Here is an 18,945-nt window from a genome sequence, read left to right as displayed (position 1 = left end):
CTGATATTGTGATGTTTATCACAATCCTTTAGGGCGTGGTCTGCGACAATACAAAAAGAATCAAATTTGAAGTGATCACGTGAGCTAAAGAAAGGGGTATCTTAATATGGATCCGGTTATGCTGGCGCGAATTCAATTCGCATCGACAACCATTTTTCACTTTATTTTCGTACCGTTGTCCATCGGATTGGCGTTTCTGATTGCCATCATGGAGACGATGTATGTTGTCAAAGGCCAGGAAGTCTACAAGAAAATGGCCAAGTTCTGGGGAAAGCTGTTCCTGATTAACTTTGCGGTCGGGGTTGTGACAGGGATTCTGCAGGAATTCCAGTTCGGTATGAACTGGTCGGATTACTCGCGGTTTGTCGGGGACGTGTTTGGCGCACCACTTGCCATCGAAGCGCTGCTGGCGTTTTTCCTCGAGTCGACGTTTATCGGACTATGGATATTCGGTTGGGACCGGTTATCGAAGAAGGTCCATCTGCTCAGTATCTGGCTGGTGTCCTTCGGCACCCTGATGTCCGCCTTTTGGATTCTGGCAGCGAATTCGTTCATGCAGCGTCCCGTTGGGTTCGAGATGAACAACGGGCGAGCGGAGATGAATGATTTCTTCGCACTGATTACGAACGGTCAGCTGTTGGTAGAGTTCCCGCATACAATCTTCGGGGCACTGGCAACCGGGGCGTTCCTTGTAGCGGGTGTGAGTGCCTACAAGTTAATGAAGAAGCAAGATTTGGATTTCTTTAAGAAATCATTCCATATCGCCATCGTGATTGGTCTCATCACCTCCATTCTGGTTGCGGTGTTCGGTCACCAGCAAGCACAGTATCTGGTGGATACGCAGCCGATGAAGATGGCTGCTGCGGAGAGCCTATGGGAAACGAGTGACGATCCTGCGCCTTGGACGGTCATTGCAGCCATCGATCCGGATAAGCAGGAGAACACGATGGAGTTTAAAATCCCGTATTTGCTCAGCTTTTTGTCCTATAGCAAGTTTTCCGGTGAAGTCATCGGGATGAAGGAGCTGCAGGCGCAATACGAACAGCAGTATGGACCTGGAGATTATATCCCTCCTGTGCGCACCACGTTCTGGAGCTTCCGGATTATGGTGGCCGCAGGCAGCATCATGATTCTGCTGGGGTTGTACGGAGCATGGCTCATGATGCGCAAAAAGGTCGAGAAGGCCGGTAAATGGTTCCTCAGACTGATGCTGTTCGGTATTTCACTTCCGTTCATTGCCAACACGTCGGGGTGGATTATGACGGAGATCGGGCGGCAGCCGTGGACGGTATTCGGACTGATCACCACGGAGAACAGTGTTTCACCGAACGTCAGCGCAGGCTCGATTCTATTCTCGCTGATCATGTTTACCGCCATTTATGCGGTGCTGGCGGCCGTCATGGCGTATCTATTTATTAAAGTCATTAAGAAAGGACCGTATGCGGCGGAGGAAGATGACCACCACGCAAGCGATCCGTTTAATAAGGAGGGCTACAATGCTGTCTCTTAACGAACTGTGGTTTGTGCTCGTTGCCGTATTGTTTATCGGGTTCTTCTTCTTGGAGGGCTTCGACTTCGGGGTCGGGATGTCCACGCAGCTGCTGGCCAAAAATGATACCCAGCGCCGGGTGCTGATCAACTCGATCGGCCCATTCTGGGATGCCAACGAGGTCTGGTTGCTGACGGCGGGCGGCGCGATGTTCGCCGCCTTCCCGAACTGGTATGCTACGCTGTTCAGCGGCTTCTACATTCCGCTTGTCTTTCTTCTGCTGGCCTTGATCGGACGCGGGGTGGCCTTTGAATTCCGCGGCAAAGTTGGCGATGTTCGCTGGAAACGGGTGTGGGACGGTGCAATCTTCACCGGCAGCGTGCTTCCGCCATTCCTGCTTGGCGTTGTTTTTGCCTGTCTGATTCAGGGGCTCCCGATTAACGAAGAGATGCAGCTGCATGCCGGATTGTTTGATGTTGTGAATGGCTATACTGTGGTTGGCGGGCTGACGATGGTGATGCTCTGCCTGCTGCATGGCTTAATGTTCACAACACTGCGCACGATGGGGGATCTTCAGGAACGGGCACGCCGTATGGCCCGGAGACTCCTGCTTCCCGTAGCAGCCCTGTTCGTGGCATTCGGGGTGATGACGTATTTCATGACCGATGTCTTCGAGAAGCGTGGCGTGGTGTTAACCGTGCTGCTGGTGCTGGCTCTGCTCGCATTCTTACTGGGCGGATATTTCATGAACATCAAGCGGGACGGCTGGGCTTTCGGGATGACCGGGGCGGTTATCGCTCTGCTGGTAACGTCCGTGTTCGTGGGCTTGTTCCCGCGCGTGATGGTCAGTTCCATCAATTCGGCATTTGACCTGACTATTTATAATGCGGCCTCCGGACCGTATTCTCTCAAGATTATGACGATTGTGGCGGTAACGCTGCTGCCATTCGTATTGGGCTATCAAATTTGGAGTTACTTCGTTTTCCACAAACGGGTACATGAGAAGGAGCATCTGGAGTACTGATGGGAAAAGATCTGCTGGGATACAAAGGCGCCAAGACGGTATTCTTCCTTGTCGCCGTATGTACCCTGGCACAGAGCATGGCCATCCTCCTGCAAGCCAAGTGGCTGGCGGAAGCCATATCCGCCTTGTTTGCCGGATCAACGCTGCAGGAGCAGGGGGAGACCATTGCCTTGTTCCTGCTTGCATTTCTGGCACGCCACGGCATCTCAGCCGTGCAGCAAGGAATCGCACAGCGCTTTGCCGAGGAGACGGGCACGAGCCTGAGGAAGCAGCTGCTGGATGAGCTGTTTCGGAAGGGGCCGTCCTTTGTCCGGTCGGAAGGAACAGGCAATGTGGTTACGCTTGTGCTGGAGGGCATCGGCAAGTTCCGCAAATATGCGGAGCTGACCATACCGCGCATGATGGGGGCGAGCATTACCCCGGCTCTGGTATGGCTGTACGTGTTCATGACGGACCGGATTTCGGGCATTATTCTGCTGGTGACCATGCCGATCCTGATCGTATTTCTCATCCTCGTGGGGCTTGCCGCGAGAAAGCAGACCGAGCGGCAGCTGGATTCTTACCGGATGCTGTCTAATCATTTTGTAGATTCGCTGAGAGGTCTGACTACCCTGAAGTTTCTGGGACAGAGCCGCAAGCACAGCGAGAGCATACAGCAAGTCAGCGAGGGATATCGAGCAGCTACTATGCGGACGCTGCGTGTGGCGTTTCTGTCGTCCTTCGCGCTGGATTTCTTTACGATGCTGTCCGTGGCATCTGTTGCGGTAAACTTAGGCTTACGCCTCATTAACGGCAGCCTGGAGCTGCTGCCCGCGCTGCTTATCCTGATCCTGGCACCGGAGTATTTCCTGCCGGTGCGCATGGTCGGGGCGGACTTTCATGCCACGCTGGACGGTAAGCAGGCAGGGGAAGCGATGCAATCCATGATTCAGGAGGCCCGGAAAGGGCGTTCTTGCGATATAACATTTAAAATTAAAGATAATTTGTCTGAGCCCAATTCGCCGCAGCCGCAATTCCAGTGGGATAATCACAGCGTGCTGGAGCTGTCCGGTATCGGCCTCAGGCACGAAGAGTTGGGGCCGGCTTCCTTGGAGAATGTCAGCTTCCGGATACCGGGTCAGCGCAAGATCGGCATCGTCGGGGAGAGCGGGGCCGGCAAATCCACGCTCATCGAGCTATTAGGGGGATTCTTGGCACCAACGTCCGGCGTGATGGAGCTGAACGGCGTGAAGCTGGAGGACAGGAACCGGCAGGCATGGCGGACCGAGGTCACCTATATGCCGCAGCAGCCATATTTATTCGGTGCTACCTTGGCGGATAATGTGCGCTTCTATGCACCGGAGGCATCAACAGCGCAAGTCGAAGCCGCGGTCGAAGCTGCGGGTCTATCGGATCTGGTGAAGAGCTTGCCGGGCGGACTTGCGGAGATGATCGGCGGCGGTGGACGCACTTTAAGCGGTGGCCAGGCCCAGCGTGTAGCCTTAGCCAGAGCGCTGCTCGGCGGCCGGCGGGTTCTGCTGCTGGATGAGCCGACGGCCCATTTGGATATCGAGACGGAATACGAGCTGAAGGAGACGATGCTGTCTCTTTTTCAAGATAAGTGGGTATTCCTCGCGACGCACAGACTGCACTGGATGCAGGATATGGATTACATCCTCGTTCTGCATCAGGGGCGGGTGGTGGAGACGGGAACCCATGAGGAGCTTATCGCTCGGCAAGGTGTCTATTATGGATTAATTACATCGCAGATGGAGGGAGTACAATGAAGCAGGAATCGTGGTTTCGGCCTTACGTAACGGCAAACTTCTGGCGCTTTTTGCTGATTGTGATGCTTGGCTTGCTCACGATCCTGTTCGCCGGGATGCTGATGTTCACATCCGGGTATTTGATCTCCAAGTCCGCCCTGCGACCGGAAAACATCCTGATGGTATACGTGCCGACCGTAGGGGTTCGGACCTTCGGCATCGGACGCGCGGTCATCCATTACGTGGAGCGCCTGGTGGGACATGACACGATTCTTCGCATCCTATCCCAGATGCGTCTGCGGCTGTACCGCATTCTGGAACCGCAAGCCCTTCGTTTGTCCTCCCGGTACCGCACCGGGGATCTGCTGGGCGTGCTCTCTGATGATATCGAGTATTTGCAGGACGTCTATATTCGAACGGTTTTTCCATCGATTGTAGCGCTTGTGTTATACGCCGGGGTTATTCTGGCTGTCGGCCTGTTTGACCCGGCATTTGCCCTTCTGCTCGCGTTATATGTAGCGGTGCTGATTCTGGTGCTGCCGCTGGTTTCCCTGCTGCTCACCAAACGGAAGAACCGGGAGATGAAGCAGGCCCGCAGCAACCTCTACCAGAAGCTAACCGACGCGGTACTGGGTATTCATGAATGGTATGTCAGCGGCCGGCAGACGGAGTTCCTGACCGGTTATGAGGCGGATGAAGCCGAGGTCGACCGGACCGACCGCTCCCTTAAGCGCTGGTCGCGTCTTCGGGCTTTTATCGGTCAATGCGTGGTTGCCGTGACGGTGGTATCAATGGTGTATTGGTCAGGACGACAGTATGCGGACGGCTCGATCGATGTTACGCTGATCGCGGCTTTGGTTCTGGTTGTATTCCCGTTAATGGACGCATTCCTGCCGGTATCCGAAGCCGTGGAGCGGATTCCGCAGTACGGCCAATCGGTCGCGAGACTTCAGGCGATAGAAAGCGCAGAAACATCTGAAGGGGAGCAGAACCGGGAGCAACAGCTGAATAAGGGAGAGATCCAATCCGTCATAAGCAGCGGTGTCCATGTGAAGGCGGATGGCGTCAGCTTCCGTTATGATCAGGCAGCAGGCGGCGAATCCGGGCTGGAACGATCCGGTGCGAATAGGGAAGGGTCTACATTAACGGATGTATCCCTGGATATTCCTCCTGGGGCCAAGGTAGCCATTATAGGGCGTTCCGGTGCCGGTAAATCCACCCTGCTGCAGCTGATTCAGGGCGTGCTGGCACCTTCGGGGGGAAGTCTTACCCTAGGCGGAGTGGATGCTGCGCGGTTTGGCGATGAGATATCTTCTGTTATTTCGGTATTGAATCAGAGTCCGCACTTGTTCGATACGACGCTAGCAAACAACATCCGGCTCGGACAGCCGGATGCTACGGAAGCGGAAATACGGGACGCGGCTGCTTTGGCACGGCTAGAACCGTTGGTGGCCTCCCTTCCGGAGGGTCTCCGCACCCGTATGCAGGAAGCCGGACAGCGTTTCTCCGGGGGAGAGCGCCAGCGCGTGGCTTTGGCCCGAATCCTGCTGCAGAAGACGCCTGTTGTCATTCTAGATGAACCGACGGTCGGGCTGGATCCCAAAACCGAGCGGGAACTGTTATCCACTATGTTCGCCAGTCTACAGGACCGGACGCTGATCTGGGTAACGCATCATCTGGTGGGCGTTGAGCGCATGGATGAGATCCTATTCATGGAAGACGGCCAAATCGTTATGCGGGGTACCCACGATGAGCTGATGGAGCGCTATCCGCGGTATCGGAACTTGTATCTATTAGATCGTCCGGCAGTCTAGACAACAACAGCATCCTTAGTAGAAGAACCGCCCTTTTGAAATGCCCCTAATTGTTAGACATGACCTAACGATTGGGGTGCAGTTCATTTAGGATCGGTTCTTTTTTTTGTCTCCATCTTATTTTTCTTAATGAGCCTGATAAAAGATCCAAATCCACGCGCATCTTGGAAAGATGTAACATTAGCCTTAAGCAAGATAAAGGTTAATTACAATTTTAGGGGTGTGATGTAAGGTGGCTCATAAACGGATGGTCAACGTGTTTCGTCATTTTGCTGAGCGGGAATGTCCGGGCTCCAGTGTGTTCTATGAGTATTTGTCGCGCCATATAGCCGATGATGAAGAGGTGCTGCAAGTCGCAACCTTTGTTCCTGCAGGCCAACCTGTACCCAATATGCTGTTTGGGGCAGTTCAATATTTGCTGCTCCAGGGTGAGGGACCAGAGCTGAGGGTGTATTACCCCGGCCTTGTGGAACATCCGAAGGAAATGAGCTCTTGTTATCCCCATTTTCGTTCATTTGTGCTGAAGCATCAAGCAGACATTATCGGGATACTGGAGAGTAAACGAGTACAAACGAACGAAGTCCGCCGCTGTGCGTATTTGTATCCGGTGTTCTGCTCGATCTATGACAAGGTCCGTAAGCCGCTTGCCTTGGTGGAGCTTGGAACTAGTGCCGGATTGCAGCTGCTGTGGGATCAATACAGCTATACCTATGGGGACGCGGAGAGTTACGGCCTTGCGGGGTCAAAGGTTCGTATCACATCGGAGATCAGGGGGAGCCGCACGCCGTTCCTGCTGGCTTCCAGTCCCCCGGTCGTCTATCGGATGGGGATCGATCTGCATGTGAATGACGTGCGAAACCCGGAGCATTTGTTGTGGCTGCGGTCTTTAATCTGGCCGGGTAATCACGACAGGGTATCCATGCTGGAGCATGCGGCGGAGGTTTTGAAGCAGCAGACCGAGATACAGTTCCGGGAAGGGGATGGGACCGCGCTGCTTCCCGAAATCGTAGGGGGCATCCCGGAGGAGGCACTCATTTGCGTATTTCATACGCATGTGGCTAATCAGATTCCGGAGGCGTCCAAGCAAAAACTGCTGCATCACTTAAATGAAATCGGAAGCGTCCGCGATATCGTGCATGTCTACAACAATATGGAGGATGAGCATCTCCATGCCGATTATATTCTCGGAGGTGTGCCGAGCCAGTTTACGGTGGCACGGACGGATGGGCATGCGCGCTGGTTTGAGTGGCTGTTGTAAGGCGGGAATATTACCGTTAGCGTGTGATTGAAGAAGCGGCAGCGAATCGTTCGACAACCGCGTTGTTTCATATGAGGTGACGGTGAGTAAGCGAGCCAAGAAGGCAGCCGAGCCGGCGCTTTAAGCCAGGAAGTCACAGCTGTCATCCCGTCTGTTTTTTTCTTGGGCAAGTCTATGTCATAATAGGGGAGATGGAATATTAAGCGCTTAAATTCAAGGAAGCCAAAGGAGGAAGTTGGGATGGATTATCGTATTGAGAAGGATACCCTGGGTGAGGTTAAAGTGCCTGCGGATAAGCTATGGGCAGCACAGACACAGCGCAGTTCCGAGAATTTCCGGATTGGAACCGAAACGATGCCGAAGGAAATCATTCGGGCATTTGCGATATTGAAGAAAAGCGCGGCCATTGTGAATGGCAAGCTCGGTAAGCTGGATGCAGACAAAGTGGATGCGATTACGACCGCCGCCGACGAGATTGTGGCCGGCAAGTGGGATGAGCACTTTCCGCTGGTGGTTTGGCAGACCGGCAGCGGCACACAGTCCAATATGAACGTGAACGAAGTCATTGCGAACCGTGCGAATCAACTGCTTGAGCAAAAAGACAGCGCCCTGCGCGTTCATCCCAACGATGACGTTAACAAATCCCAAAGCTCTAACGATACGTTTCCGACAGCGATGCACATGGCCGCGGTCGTGGCTGTTGAAGATCATGTGCTGCCGGCACTGCGCCGCTTAAAGAAAACGCTGGAGAAGAAAAGCGATGAATATAAGGACCTGATCAAAATCGGCCGCACGCATCTTCAGGATGCAACGCCGCTGACCCTCGGACAGGAAATCAGCGGCTGGCATCGGATGCTGGAGAAGTGTGAATTGATGTTAGCTTCCGCCGTAGAACCGCTGCGTGAGCTGGCTATTGGCGGTACTGCCGTCGGGACCGGCATTAACGCGCATCCGAAATTCGGAGAAATGACGGCTGCCGAAATCAGCATGCAGATCGGAAAAAGCTACACGTCCGCTAGCAACAAGTTCCATTCGCTGACCAGCCATGACGAGATTGTATTTGCCCATGGGGCGCTAAAGGCGCTGGCTGCTGATCTGATGAAAATCGCCAACGACGTTCGCTGGCTGGCAAGCGGTCCCCGTTCCGGGATTGGCGAGATCTCGATCCCTGCTAACGAACCGGGAAGCTCCATCATGCCGGGGAAAGTGAACCCAACCCAGAGCGAGGCACTGACGATGGTAGTCTGCCAAGTGATGGGCAACGATGCAACGATCGGTTTTGCAGCAAGCCAGGGAAATTTTGAGCTAAACGTTTTCAAACCGGTCATCATCTATAACTTCCTGCAGTCCGTACGCCTGCTGTCGGATGCCATGGATTCGTTCGACCAGAATTGCGCGGTCGGCATCGAAGCCAACCTTGACGTTCTCCGTGCGAACATGGAGCGGTCGCTGATGCTGGTGACGGCGCTGAACCCGCATATCGGATATGAGAATGCCGCGGCCATCGCGAAAAAAGCGCATAAAGAAGGGACAACACTTCGTGAAGCGGCTCTGGCAAGCGGTTTGCTCACCGGAGAGGATTTTGACCGGATCGTTCGTCCGGAAGAAATGATCCATCCGAAGGAGTAGGGTCAATGTTTAGAGCTTGATCGGAAAACAGACCTCGGTTGAACCTTCAGCCCATTTCACCACGGTGAAATGGGTTTTGGTTTTTTCCAAGCTCCACAGCGGTTATAATAGGGTGTGTCAGAATCTGACCATGATTCACAAACCATTTGCATGAAGGACGGATGATAACTTGAAGAAACATCAATGGATTGCCACGCTGCTCTCTCTGATCTGCACTGGACTCGGGATGTTTTATATCGGGACGCCGGGCATGATTATAGGCGGAACGCTGCTTATAGCGCTTCAGGGAGCGGCTTTGTTTATTTTTTTCATGACATTAGGATTTTTGGGCCTGATTCTGGGTCCGATCGCCATTGGGATTCATATTATAGGTCTGATTATACCGGTTATTTACTTCAACTACCGATCACCCAAGAAACCGATGTTCGACGAGAAGCGGAGGCGCCAACTCTCCTCTCCGTGGAAAATCGTCGTGCGGACGGTGATCGGACTTGCCCTGTTCGCCGGGTCCATACACGCGGGGTATACTTGGGGATCTGCTCCGTTTATGAAGACGGCCGCCGAGAAACGAGAGGTCCAGGAAGCGACAGAGTCCTATTTGGAACAGAAGTACAACGAACCCTTTAAAGTAACGGACGTGAACTATACCTGGGCCATCGGCACATACAACCTGAGAGCCCATCCAGTACAGTCCCCTGAACTGGAATTCACGATTAGCAGCAATGATGCCAGCCCTCCAGTCATATCGGATGATACATATTTGAATTTGCTTTGGGGGCAGCAACTGAGAGACCAGTTGAAACCTCTGCTGGCTGAGCTTTATCCGGACCAGGCGTTTGCGGATGCTTATGTCAACTCGGATTTAGACACGGTTGAGCGTGATTATAACCAACTCGCAAATGCAGACGGAAATGTCAGCCAGAATATCAGTTTAATCGTGTTCGCGGATTTGACGGCAAACAATCAGGCGCAAGAGAAGGAACGAGTGCTGGAGCTGATTCGGCGGCTGCCATCGGTTACGGTACAGGGGGAGACGGACCTTCACATTGAATATTATGGGGCGGATTTGAAGACGCCGGACCGTGTGAAAAAGATCGAGCAGGATTTTGATATGAATGGGAAAGAGAGCACCCATAGTTTCAGAGAGTTTGATATTTCGAAAATCACGTCCGCGGATGACATAGAGATCAGAGAACTGGAATGAAGAATTTGAAGGCTGGATTGCCTCTATTCGATTAAAAGCCAGGCAGAGTTTGTGACTCTGCCTGGCTTTTTTTAAGTAGTATTCGTTAGGGGAGCAGATGAATGGGAGCTTTAGCGCTTGGACAGATGAATGCTGCGCCCTTTCTGGGTTTGCGTCACGGTCAGCTTCAGATTCAAGGCTGTGGCCATGTCTCGGACAGGTACGTAGAGGGTTTTCTTTATGAAGAGGGGTCCTTCGTACTTACGTTCATCGAGCTTGCAATGGTCCGATTCTTCAGGACATAGCTTGGCTGGCTTGTAAATGTCGATATCGTTTACACTCATCTCTTGCGTTGCCCGCCGAACGATCGTATATCCCCACTTGTCGTTGCCCCATATCGATACCGCGGGACTGTTCGCAGCCTTTAAGTCATATTGATGAAAGTTGTCCAACTCCTGCTTCAGCGTATAGGAAATCTCATACCCCATTGCATCGGCTAAGGACTTGAGCGGAACGTACGCTTTGCCTTTGTGAACAAGAACGTCCGTTATGGGCGTGCCTCCCGCCATCACGGAGTAGTCTTCCGCATCGTTAGCGGCTGCTTGTTCGCTGTTCCAGATTAGCGAAGCGGCTAGCAGGACACTTGTCAGCGCAAACAGCGATAGGCTTCTGAATTTCACGATTTTGATAACCTCCTTCCGTTTTTCGATTGTGTATAGCATCTAACTAGGAACCTATCTATTATATAAACTCTTTTTGAGACTAAATGGTTAGCTAAAATCCTGCATATTTTAATTGACCATGTACTACAAACTCACTACATACTCATAGTGTTCTTCGCATCCCGATAACCGGATAGTTTGTTTACGAAGAACGTAATAAGGAAAGAGCAGAGCATGCTTGCTGCCATGGAGATCAGGAAGCCAACGGTGTTATTTGATGTGATGGGACCGATGAAGGAAGGCACGTAGGCAGTTCCCCGAACGCCGAATAAACCGACGAGCATGCCGCCAAGACCTGCGGAAGCAATTGCCCCAGCAAACACAAGTTTGTTCGAAAACATGAAGGGATAGGCAGCTTCAACGAAAGTGCCAAAACCCATATTGATGGCAAACCCGGGAGCCGCTACGGCAGCTTCTCCCTTATCCCGTGGGGCGATAATGTTGGCCAGCGTGATTCCTGCGGACACCATCACCAGACCGACCATATCGACCGCGCCGAGGAAGCTGTTGCTTGTCGTCTCCATCTCCAGCAGTACTATCGGCAGGATGGCCGCATGATAGACGCCGCCAATGATCGCCGGCCAGATCAGCAGGCCTGCAATCAACCCGGCTATGGCCGGGCTCCAGGAGACAAGGGTTTCGATCAGGAAGCGGATGCCTTGCCCTGCACTCAGCGCAATCGGCGCAATGAGGAAGTAAACCAGCAACCCGGCAATCAGACCCGATATGCCGCCTGCTACAATGTTGACCGTGGTTGCAGGGAAACGCCATTCCACGCATTGACGGAATATGTAATGGACGATGATACCTGCGCCAATTCCGCCAATGATGCCTCCGATAATGCCCCCTTCGACGGAAAGGACACCTGCCACGATGCCTGCCACGATGGATACCTCGTCCAGTTCGGATACCTGTTTGGCTGCAATGACAGCGACGATGACCGGCAGCGCCTTAATCAATAGATCAAACACCTCGGTCAGCGAGGATAACCCCGGGATCTTACTGACCGCGAGGATCAGGGCCATGCCGATGAAACCGGGGAGGGATGCCATCATAATGCCGCGAATATTGATGCGCCGCCATGGCGACGAGCTCCCGGAAGTCCCGTGAAGGTTCGCGGTTGCATTTCCGATGACCGGCCGGTACGTAAGCCGCCAATGCTTGCTGAGGGAAGTGACGAAGGTGACCGCACGGGTTCGGTTGGTGGTCCCGGTTGTACCCGAGGCGGCGATGACATGCGCGCCTTTGGTTTGTATGATGGCCATGGAAGTTCCGCCGGTACCGGTCACTGGAAGACGGAACTTGGCAGCAGCCTCAATGGCGTGCCGGTTGCTGCCCTCAGGGTCGGCACTCATAACGATGATGCCGTCGATTTCGCCGAGTTCAATCTGCTCTGCAATCTCTAGGTCCAGACGTTCAGCCGCTTGATTGACCTGCTGTAGCGTACCCTCGGCGATAACGACCGGCTCCCCTTGAGAGATGCTCCAGCTGTAAAGAGTGGCAGGCGTTGTATCCTTGGCTGCATCCATGGAGACCTGGGCAGCAATAAACTGCAGTGCCCCACAGGATAGGCCTGCGCTCTCAAGCTGCATCAATATTTCATCCAGCAGCTTGAGCGGGTCTTTGCCGCCGAGATTGTACAGATTGCCGCCGCTGCTTCCGATAATAGCGATTTGACGATTCATGGCTTGCTGCCCCCTATATGTATGGAATTAGATTATTCTATATTACAGCAGAGTTATAACTTGTTAAAGTGCTAAAATATCATTCCCGCATATAAAAAACCGCCATGCATAACCCGGTAATGGCTGCATGGCGGCTTGGCTATCTATTATCTATTCGTTGTTTTCGCTTGCAGCCGCGACGGCAGCTGCTTCTTCCGCTGCTGATTCGGCCGTTTCTTTAACGATTTGCAGCTTCGTGTAGCGGTGAGTCTTCTTCTCAATGACGGTAAACGTCAAGTCACTGTAACTCCATGTATCACCTTTGGCAAGCTCGGAGTTATGTCCGTACAGCCAGCCGCCGATCGTATCCAGGTCATCGGTGCTCAAATCGGTGTGAAGCAGGTCGTTGATGCGGTTAATGGATACCTTGCCATCCGCAATGATACGGTTCGGCTCAGGCTGAGTCAGCTCGCGTTCTTCATCCTCGTCAAATTCGTCGCGGATCTCGCCGACGATCTCCTCCAGAATATCTTCAATGGTGATCATCCCGGAAGTGCCGCCATATTCATCGATCAGGATGGCCATATGCGTGCCTTCCTGCTGCATTTTCCGCAGCAGCTTCTTGATCGGAATCGCTTCGGATACTGTCATGGCCGGATGAATCAGCTTGGTCAAGTCGATGTTGGAATTGTCATCGAACTCCAGGAAGAACTGCTTGGTGTTCACCATACCGACGATCTGGTCCTTGTCACCGCGTACAACCGGAAAACGGGTGTACTGCTCGCGCTTGATGATTTGCAGATTGGCGGCAAGCGGCTTATCCACATACAGGCAGATCATATCGGTACGAGGTACCATAATCTCCTTAGCAAGCATATCATCAAAAGCAAAAATCCGGCTTACATAACCATATTCGGCTTGGTTGATCTTTCCGCTCTCATAGCTGTCGCTCAGAATCATGCGGAGTTCTTCTTCCGAGTGAGCTTCTTCGTGCTCACTGGCGGGGTGCATGCCGAACAGACGAACGATCTTGTTGGCGGAGCCGTTCAAGAGCCAGATGAACGGGTACATGATCCGGTTAAACCAGATAATAGGTGTCGCACAGATGAACGACACGGCTTCCGCTTTATTAATAGCAATCGTCTTCGGCGCAAGTTCACCGATAACGACGTGAATATAAGTCATGATAATAAATGCAAGCAAAAATGAGATTAGCGATGCGATAGCAGCAGGAATGGAAAAGCTATCAAACACCGGGTGAAGAATTTTCTCGATGGTCGGTTCCCCGAGCCAACCAAGACCGAGTGCCGTGATGGTAATTCCCAGCTGACACGCAGATAGGTATCCATCCAGATTCGAAGTTACCTTTTTGACGGCAAGCGCGCCTTTACGCCCTTCCATTACCAATTGGTCTACTCGGCTGGGACGAAGTCTTATGATAGCAAATTCCGTCATAACGAAAAAAGCGGTAGCTGCGATAAGCACAGCGACTAAGAATAAATTTAAGCCTATACTGTCATCCAAACAAAACACATCCTTTTTTATCTGATCCGAATTAGTTTTTTAATAACCATCACTTACTATGCATGGCTGTCAACATAATTCGACCGGAATTTTAAAGGGTCTAGCATCATGTGCTTGAGGAGCAGAAACATATCGGTATCCGTGGTACGGGATGTAACGTTATGCAAGGAAAGCAGATACACATGGCGTTTTGACTCCAGCATCAACCGAACAGGTTCCGGACTCTTGAGTACCGGCGTTGGCGATGGAAGAGTTCCTTCAGACGCTTCCAATCCCTGCGTAGCGGCAGCGGAATCGGTGATGTCCACCAGGGGAACATGCGTAACGGAAGCAATCAGAAGAAGGCCAAGTGTTGAACATATAATTCTGTTTGTCCTTCGTATGGGGTCCAAGTCGGATCGTCACTCCTACAATTCATAATCGATTTGTTCATGAAAAATATATGGCTTAATGGTCAGCGTATGAGTATGAGTCATTTAAGTTGTTGTACGTAATTTCACCACGAATGCAGTGTTCAAAACAAGGTATATTGCTATTAATAATAAGAAAAAGTAAGCCACTATGTCAAATAACCGTTGCTTTCGGCTGTATTAACCCTTATATATCAAGGATTTCCGGCATTCTCTGCCAAGCAAAAAAGGACAACCCTCCGATTATTCGAAAGAGTTGTCCTATTAAGCAACGAACTATTTATGGTATGGCAGCTGTCTGATATAGCTGTCCGACAGATGGAGCAACTGCAGCGAGCGTTCGAATTCTTCTTTGGTAGCTTGGGTCTTCTTCTCGTCCGAGTTCGAAAGCGGATGCTTGGTTCCATCCTCGAAGCCGATTCCCGGAATGTATAGGGTCGTATTGTTGATAAATGTACCGGAAGGAAGGTAGTATCGTTCCGGCAGCAAGTTATTATCAGTGTTGTTTAACAGATCCTGACCGAAATGAAGCTGATTGTCCATCGATACGCCGAGCAGGTTGGCCACCGTCGGCAGGAGGTCGATCTGCCCGCCGATTTGCTCCTTCACTTCCGGCTTAAGGCCTTCTCCATGGATCATAAGCGGGATATTGATCATATCTGCGGAGTTATAATCACGGCCGTAAATTTCATGCATCAGTTCTTTATCCTTGTTGTCCAAGGAATATATAGGAAGTCCAAGGTGGTCGCCGTAGAGAACAACCAGGCTGTTATCCCACACGCCGTCTTTCTTCAGCTGCTCAATGAACTTACCCAGCGCATCATCGGCGTAATTCTGCGAGCGGATGTAGTCGCCGACAAAGGTGCCTTCATATCGCTCCGGCAGCGTCATCCGATATTTATCTTCGGGAATCGTGAACGGATGGTGAGCCGACATGGAGATGACTTGGGTATAGAACGGTTTATCGGCATCGTCCATCTTCTTCAGCTCGGCCGATGTTTTGGAGTACAGGGCATCATCCGAGGCACCGAAGAACAGTTTATCTTCATCACCGAAGAACGCTTTATCGTAATAACGGTTGAACCCGAGGGCCTTGTACAGCTCTCCGCGGTTCCAGAATTCCACCACATTGGTGTGGAAAGTGGCTGTATCATAACCTTCCCCTTGCAGCAACCTCGGCAGGCTGGGTAGAACCCTGTCCGCATAATGCTGCGTTGCCGCTCCCCGCGGCGGAATGTAGAAGGACGTATTCACCACAAACTCGGCATCCGAGGTATTTCCTTGACCGACATTCTGGTAGAAGTTCGGGAAATATAAGCTCTCTTTAGCGAGTTTGTTCAAGTTTGGCGTAATTTCCTTGCCATCAATGTTCAAACCGAGCAGGAAATTCTGGAAGGACTCCATCTGAATGATGATCAAGTTCTTCCCTTTGGCTGCGCCCGAGAGCACAGCTTCCTGATCAGACGCCCTGACACCCTTCAATTCGTTAACTCTATCCTGCGTGATGGCCTTGGCATCCACGAGCTCTTTGTTCTCCTGTTGGAAAATCGTATAAGCCTCATAATTAAGAATGCCCATCTCCTGCGCCTTCACGATTTCGTTCATGCTTGCGCGGTTCGGCATAATCTGGAATAGGCACAGCATTAAAGAGACGACAAAAACAATAGGAATGATTTTGCGCTTTTCTTTCTTGGCATGCCGAATCTTCCATTTTTTAACGCGATCACTGCGCCATAATAGAAAAAACATACCGATGATATCCGTAAAGATCAACAGATAGTAAGGGTCCATCAAGGAGAATACGCTATTGCTTACCGCGGTTACCTGGTTGACCTGCTCCAGCGCGTGATAAGTAACAATAACACCGTAATATTTATAATACATAATGGCCGCAAAGAATATGGCGGTTAGCAATAAGTTAACACTCATATAGGCAGCGAGCTTTCGCTTGGAAGCGAACCATTCGATTAAGCTGAACACAAGCCAAATAAAAGGGATTTCCGTAATGAGCGGTTTCCATGGCATAACATCATCAAAAATGACCATCCAGGCCAGGTAGCTTTTGAGCATCATAATGACAGAGAAAAATATAAAAGGCTTCGTAATCGTTAACCGAAACCGCGAGGAGGAGAACACCTGTATCGCCTTCCTTTCAATGCCGCCATAACCCTATTTTCGAAAACTCCAGCGGCCACTCGTTATTTAAGAATCGATAGACGTTATTCTTACTGTTGATATACATTCTGTATACCATTTATTTTACAAAAGGAATGAACAGAACTAATTATGACCTCTTCGGAGGAGGTTGTCAAAGAGTTAAAGTAAGTCCATAAGCTTCTTATAACAACACAAAAAAGACAACGAAAAAACCGGCCATCACCGGTTTTGTCAGGGGCTTAGCAAATATTAATAAAGAAAAGACATGATCAGCGGTGCGGTTCCGAGGGTGAAGAGAGCAGCGACGATCATCGAAATGCTGGAGATCGTTCCCGAAAGGGAGCTGAATTCGAATGCCTTGGAGGTGCCGGTTCCATGGGCGCTGGTCCCAAACAGCACACCGCGTGCAATATCGCCCCGAATCCGGAAAATCCGCATGACCGCCGGTCCGATCATGGAGCCTAGAATCCCGGTCATAATAACGAAGACGGCGGTCATGTTCGGCACGCCCCCGATGACCTCGGAGACGTTCATGGCAATGGGCGTTGTTATGGAGCGCGGGACGAGACTGGTGGCCAGCGAGCTGTTCAGGTGCATCCATTTAGCAAGAACTGCAGAGGATAACATGGCCAGTACCGATCCGGTCAGCACGCTGAGCATAATTTCGGCCGCATGCTTTTTAAGAGTCTGGAAGTTTTTGTACAAAGGCACGGCAAAAGCGATTGTAGCCGGTCCAAGCAGCTTGCTGATCCACTGCGCTCCTTCATTGTATGATTCATAGGATACCCCTGTTTGTGTCAATATCACAACAATCAGTACCGGGGTGATCAGGAGCGGCGATAAATAGACCTTTGGCAGGCGGCGATACAGTCTTTTGGTCCCCCCATAAATTCCGATCGTCAATAATAAGCCGAGAATGACGGTCAGCAGGATGTTCATGGTGTTTTACGCTCCTTTCTGGATGAGATGAAGCCGGCAGTCAGTCCAGAGCTGACCATCACAATGACGGTGCTGAACAAAACCACGGCCAGAATTTGGAGTCCTTCGGCCTCCAGCATCGGGAAATATTTCATAATGCCGACCGCTGCAGGGATGAAGAACAGCAGCAATTCGGCGAGCAGCCAATTGGCGCCAAGCTCAATCCACTCCAGGCGGAGGACTTTGGTTTCGAGAAGTATAAACAACACAACGATTCCGAGAATGCTGCCCGGAATCCCTATATTCAGCCAAGCGGCCAGTTGATCCATCCCTAAGGAAAGAAGCATGAAACCGGCCACTTGGAGTGTTCCTTTCAACATGTTGATCATGACCGGACTCCTTTATTTTCATTGTTAATGAAATTTTACAACGATAATTTTCATAGGTAAAATGCATATATCGAATGAGATGCATTCCATTTATCTATACATAGAAGAAACCGGAGGGAATATCGGATGGACATACGGCACCTGGAGTATTTTCTTGAGGTAGCGAGGAACCAAAGCTTCACCAAAGCCGCCGAGAAGCTGTATATTACGCAGCCAACGATTAGCAAAACGATTCGCAACATGGAGGACGAGTGGGGCGTAACCTTGTTCTACCGGCAGGGCAAGCGGATTGAGCTGACGGATGCGGGTCATATCATGTATCAGCAGGCGCAGCAGATGGTGGATTCCTTTCAGCGGGTATCGGCCGAACTGGAGGATCTCATGAACCTGAAGCGCGGCCATCTCCGGATCGGGCTTCCACCTATGGTAGGCTCAAGCTTTTTCCCTGAGGTGATCGGGCAGTTCCACCGGGACTATCCGAAGATTACCATTCAGCTGATTGAGGATGGCGCCAAGAAGGTCGAAGCGGATGTGGAAAGCGGTCAGACCGATATCGGAGTCGCGGTGCTGCCTGTCAATGAAGATGTATTTCACTATTATTCCTTTGTGAAAGAGAAGCTGAATCTGCTGGTCCATCCGTCCCATCGGCTGGCAGGCAGAGATCATGTACACCTGAACGAGCTAGCCGACGAGGCATTTGTATTGTTTCGAGAGGACTTTACGCTGCATGACCGGATCATCCGCGAATGCGTCAGCGCGGGCTTCGAGCCAAGGGTGGTCTATGAAAGCTCGCAGTGGGACCTCATCAGTGGCATGGTGGCCGCCAATTTGGGCATCGCTCTGCTCCCGGAGACAATCTGTAAGGAAATCGATTCCTCGCGCGTGACGATACTGCCGCTGGACAACCCGTCCATTCCCTGGCAGCTCGGAATGATCTGGAGGAAGGACCGGTATCTGTCCTTTGCCGTCAGGGAATGGATCAGCTTTACCCGCGCCCTATTGGGTGAGCAGGATTAAGT

Annotated in this window: 15 protein-coding genes; 8 read left to right on the top strand and 7 right to left on the bottom strand. The window is 51.6% G+C overall.

What is annotated here, in order from left to right:
- Positions 1-106: 106 nt before the first annotated feature.
- From ACOZB4_RS16130 to ACOZB4_RS16100, 7 genes are all read left to right on the top strand, one after another.
- Positions 107-1,510: a cytochrome ubiquinol oxidase subunit I gene (locus tag ACOZB4_RS16130; RefSeq protein WP_379410113.1), complete on the top strand. Its 1,404-nt coding sequence runs from the start codon at positions 107-109 to the stop codon at positions 1,508-1,510.
- Complete coding sequence (gene cydB / locus ACOZB4_RS16125; protein ID WP_379410109.1) at positions 1,497-2,513, top strand: cytochrome d ubiquinol oxidase subunit II; 1,017 nt, start codon at positions 1,497-1,499, stop codon at positions 2,511-2,513. The genes ACOZB4_RS16130 and cydB overlap by 14 nt, the downstream gene beginning before the upstream one ends.
- Positions 2,513-4,279 (top strand): thiol reductant ABC exporter subunit CydD, encoded by a 1,767-nt coding sequence (gene cydD, locus ACOZB4_RS16120; RefSeq protein WP_379410104.1) that lies wholly within the window; start codon positions 2,513-2,515, stop codon positions 4,277-4,279. The genes cydB and cydD overlap by 1 nt, the downstream gene beginning before the upstream one ends.
- Complete coding sequence (gene cydC, locus ACOZB4_RS16115) at positions 4,276-6,072, top strand: thiol reductant ABC exporter subunit CydC (protein WP_379410091.1); 1,797 nt, start codon at positions 4,276-4,278, stop codon at positions 6,070-6,072. Before cydD ends, cydC begins: the two co-directional genes overlap by 4 nt.
- Positions 6,073-6,319: 247 nt before the next feature.
- A complete protein-coding gene (locus ACOZB4_RS16110; RefSeq protein ID WP_379410299.1) occupies positions 6,320-7,330 on the top strand; it encodes a DUF2332 domain-containing protein in 1,011 nt (336 codons plus the stop codon).
- 240 nt (positions 7,331-7,570) lie between these two features.
- Positions 7,571-8,959 (top strand): class II fumarate hydratase, encoded by a 1,389-nt coding sequence (gene fumC, locus ACOZB4_RS16105; RefSeq protein WP_076323886.1) that lies wholly within the window; start codon positions 7,571-7,573, stop codon positions 8,957-8,959.
- Positions 8,960-9,128: 169 nt separating this feature from the next.
- Positions 9,129-10,163 (top strand): hypothetical protein, encoded by a 1,035-nt coding sequence (locus ACOZB4_RS16100; protein ID WP_379410069.1) that lies wholly within the window; start codon positions 9,129-9,131, stop codon positions 10,161-10,163.
- 110 nt (positions 10,164-10,273) lie between these two features.
- Here the strand turns inward: ACOZB4_RS16100 and ACOZB4_RS16095 are convergent, their stop codons facing one another.
- The 7 genes from ACOZB4_RS16095 to ACOZB4_RS16065 all read right to left on the bottom strand — a co-directional run bounded on the left by ACOZB4_RS16095 (position 10,274) and on the right by ACOZB4_RS16065 (position 17,926).
- Entirely contained in the window at positions 10,274-10,822 is a 549-nt protein-coding gene (locus tag ACOZB4_RS16095; protein WP_339268632.1) for a hypothetical protein, read from the bottom strand.
- A gap of 137 nt (positions 10,823-10,959) precedes the next feature.
- Entirely contained in the window at positions 10,960-12,549 is a 1,590-nt protein-coding gene (locus ACOZB4_RS16090) for a PTS sugar transporter (protein WP_379410062.1), read from the bottom strand.
- 150 nt (positions 12,550-12,699) lie between these two features.
- Positions 12,700-14,052, bottom strand: coding sequence for a hemolysin family protein (locus tag ACOZB4_RS16085; protein ID WP_339268629.1), 1,353 nt, complete (start codon positions 14,050-14,052; stop codon positions 12,700-12,702).
- A gap of 56 nt (positions 14,053-14,108) precedes the next feature.
- Entirely contained in the window at positions 14,109-14,444 is a 336-nt protein-coding gene (locus tag ACOZB4_RS16080) for a hypothetical protein (RefSeq protein WP_076323891.1), read from the bottom strand.
- Positions 14,445-14,738: 294 nt separating this feature from the next.
- Complete coding sequence (locus tag ACOZB4_RS16075; RefSeq protein WP_379410048.1) at positions 14,739-16,598, bottom strand: LTA synthase family protein; 1,860 nt, start codon at positions 16,596-16,598, stop codon at positions 14,739-14,741.
- A gap of 270 nt (positions 16,599-16,868) precedes the next feature.
- Positions 16,869-17,558 (bottom strand): CidB/LrgB family autolysis modulator, encoded by a 690-nt coding sequence (locus tag ACOZB4_RS16070; RefSeq protein WP_076323893.1) that lies wholly within the window; start codon positions 17,556-17,558, stop codon positions 16,869-16,871.
- The gene (locus tag ACOZB4_RS16065; RefSeq protein ID WP_076323894.1) at positions 17,555-17,926 is read right to left on the bottom strand and encodes a CidA/LrgA family protein; all 372 of its coding nucleotides are present in this window, start codon (positions 17,924-17,926) and stop codon (positions 17,555-17,557) included. The genes ACOZB4_RS16070 and ACOZB4_RS16065 overlap by 4 nt, the downstream gene beginning before the upstream one ends.
- A 126-nt stretch (positions 17,927-18,052) precedes the next feature.
- On the opposite strand from ACOZB4_RS16065, the gene cidR reads away from it, so the two are divergent.
- Positions 18,053-18,943, top strand: a complete 891-nt coding sequence (cidR, locus tag ACOZB4_RS16060) for a cidABC operon transcriptional activator CidR (RefSeq protein ID WP_339268625.1) — start codon at positions 18,053-18,055, stop codon at positions 18,941-18,943.
- Positions 18,944-18,945 lie beyond the last annotated feature (2 nt).

It is taken from the genome of Paenibacillus sp. NPDC058898, from assembly GCF_049316025.1.
Classification (GTDB): Bacteria; Bacillota; Bacilli; order Paenibacillales; family Paenibacillaceae; genus Paenibacillus_AQ.
This window is presented reverse-complemented; position numbering and strand designations above follow the sequence as displayed.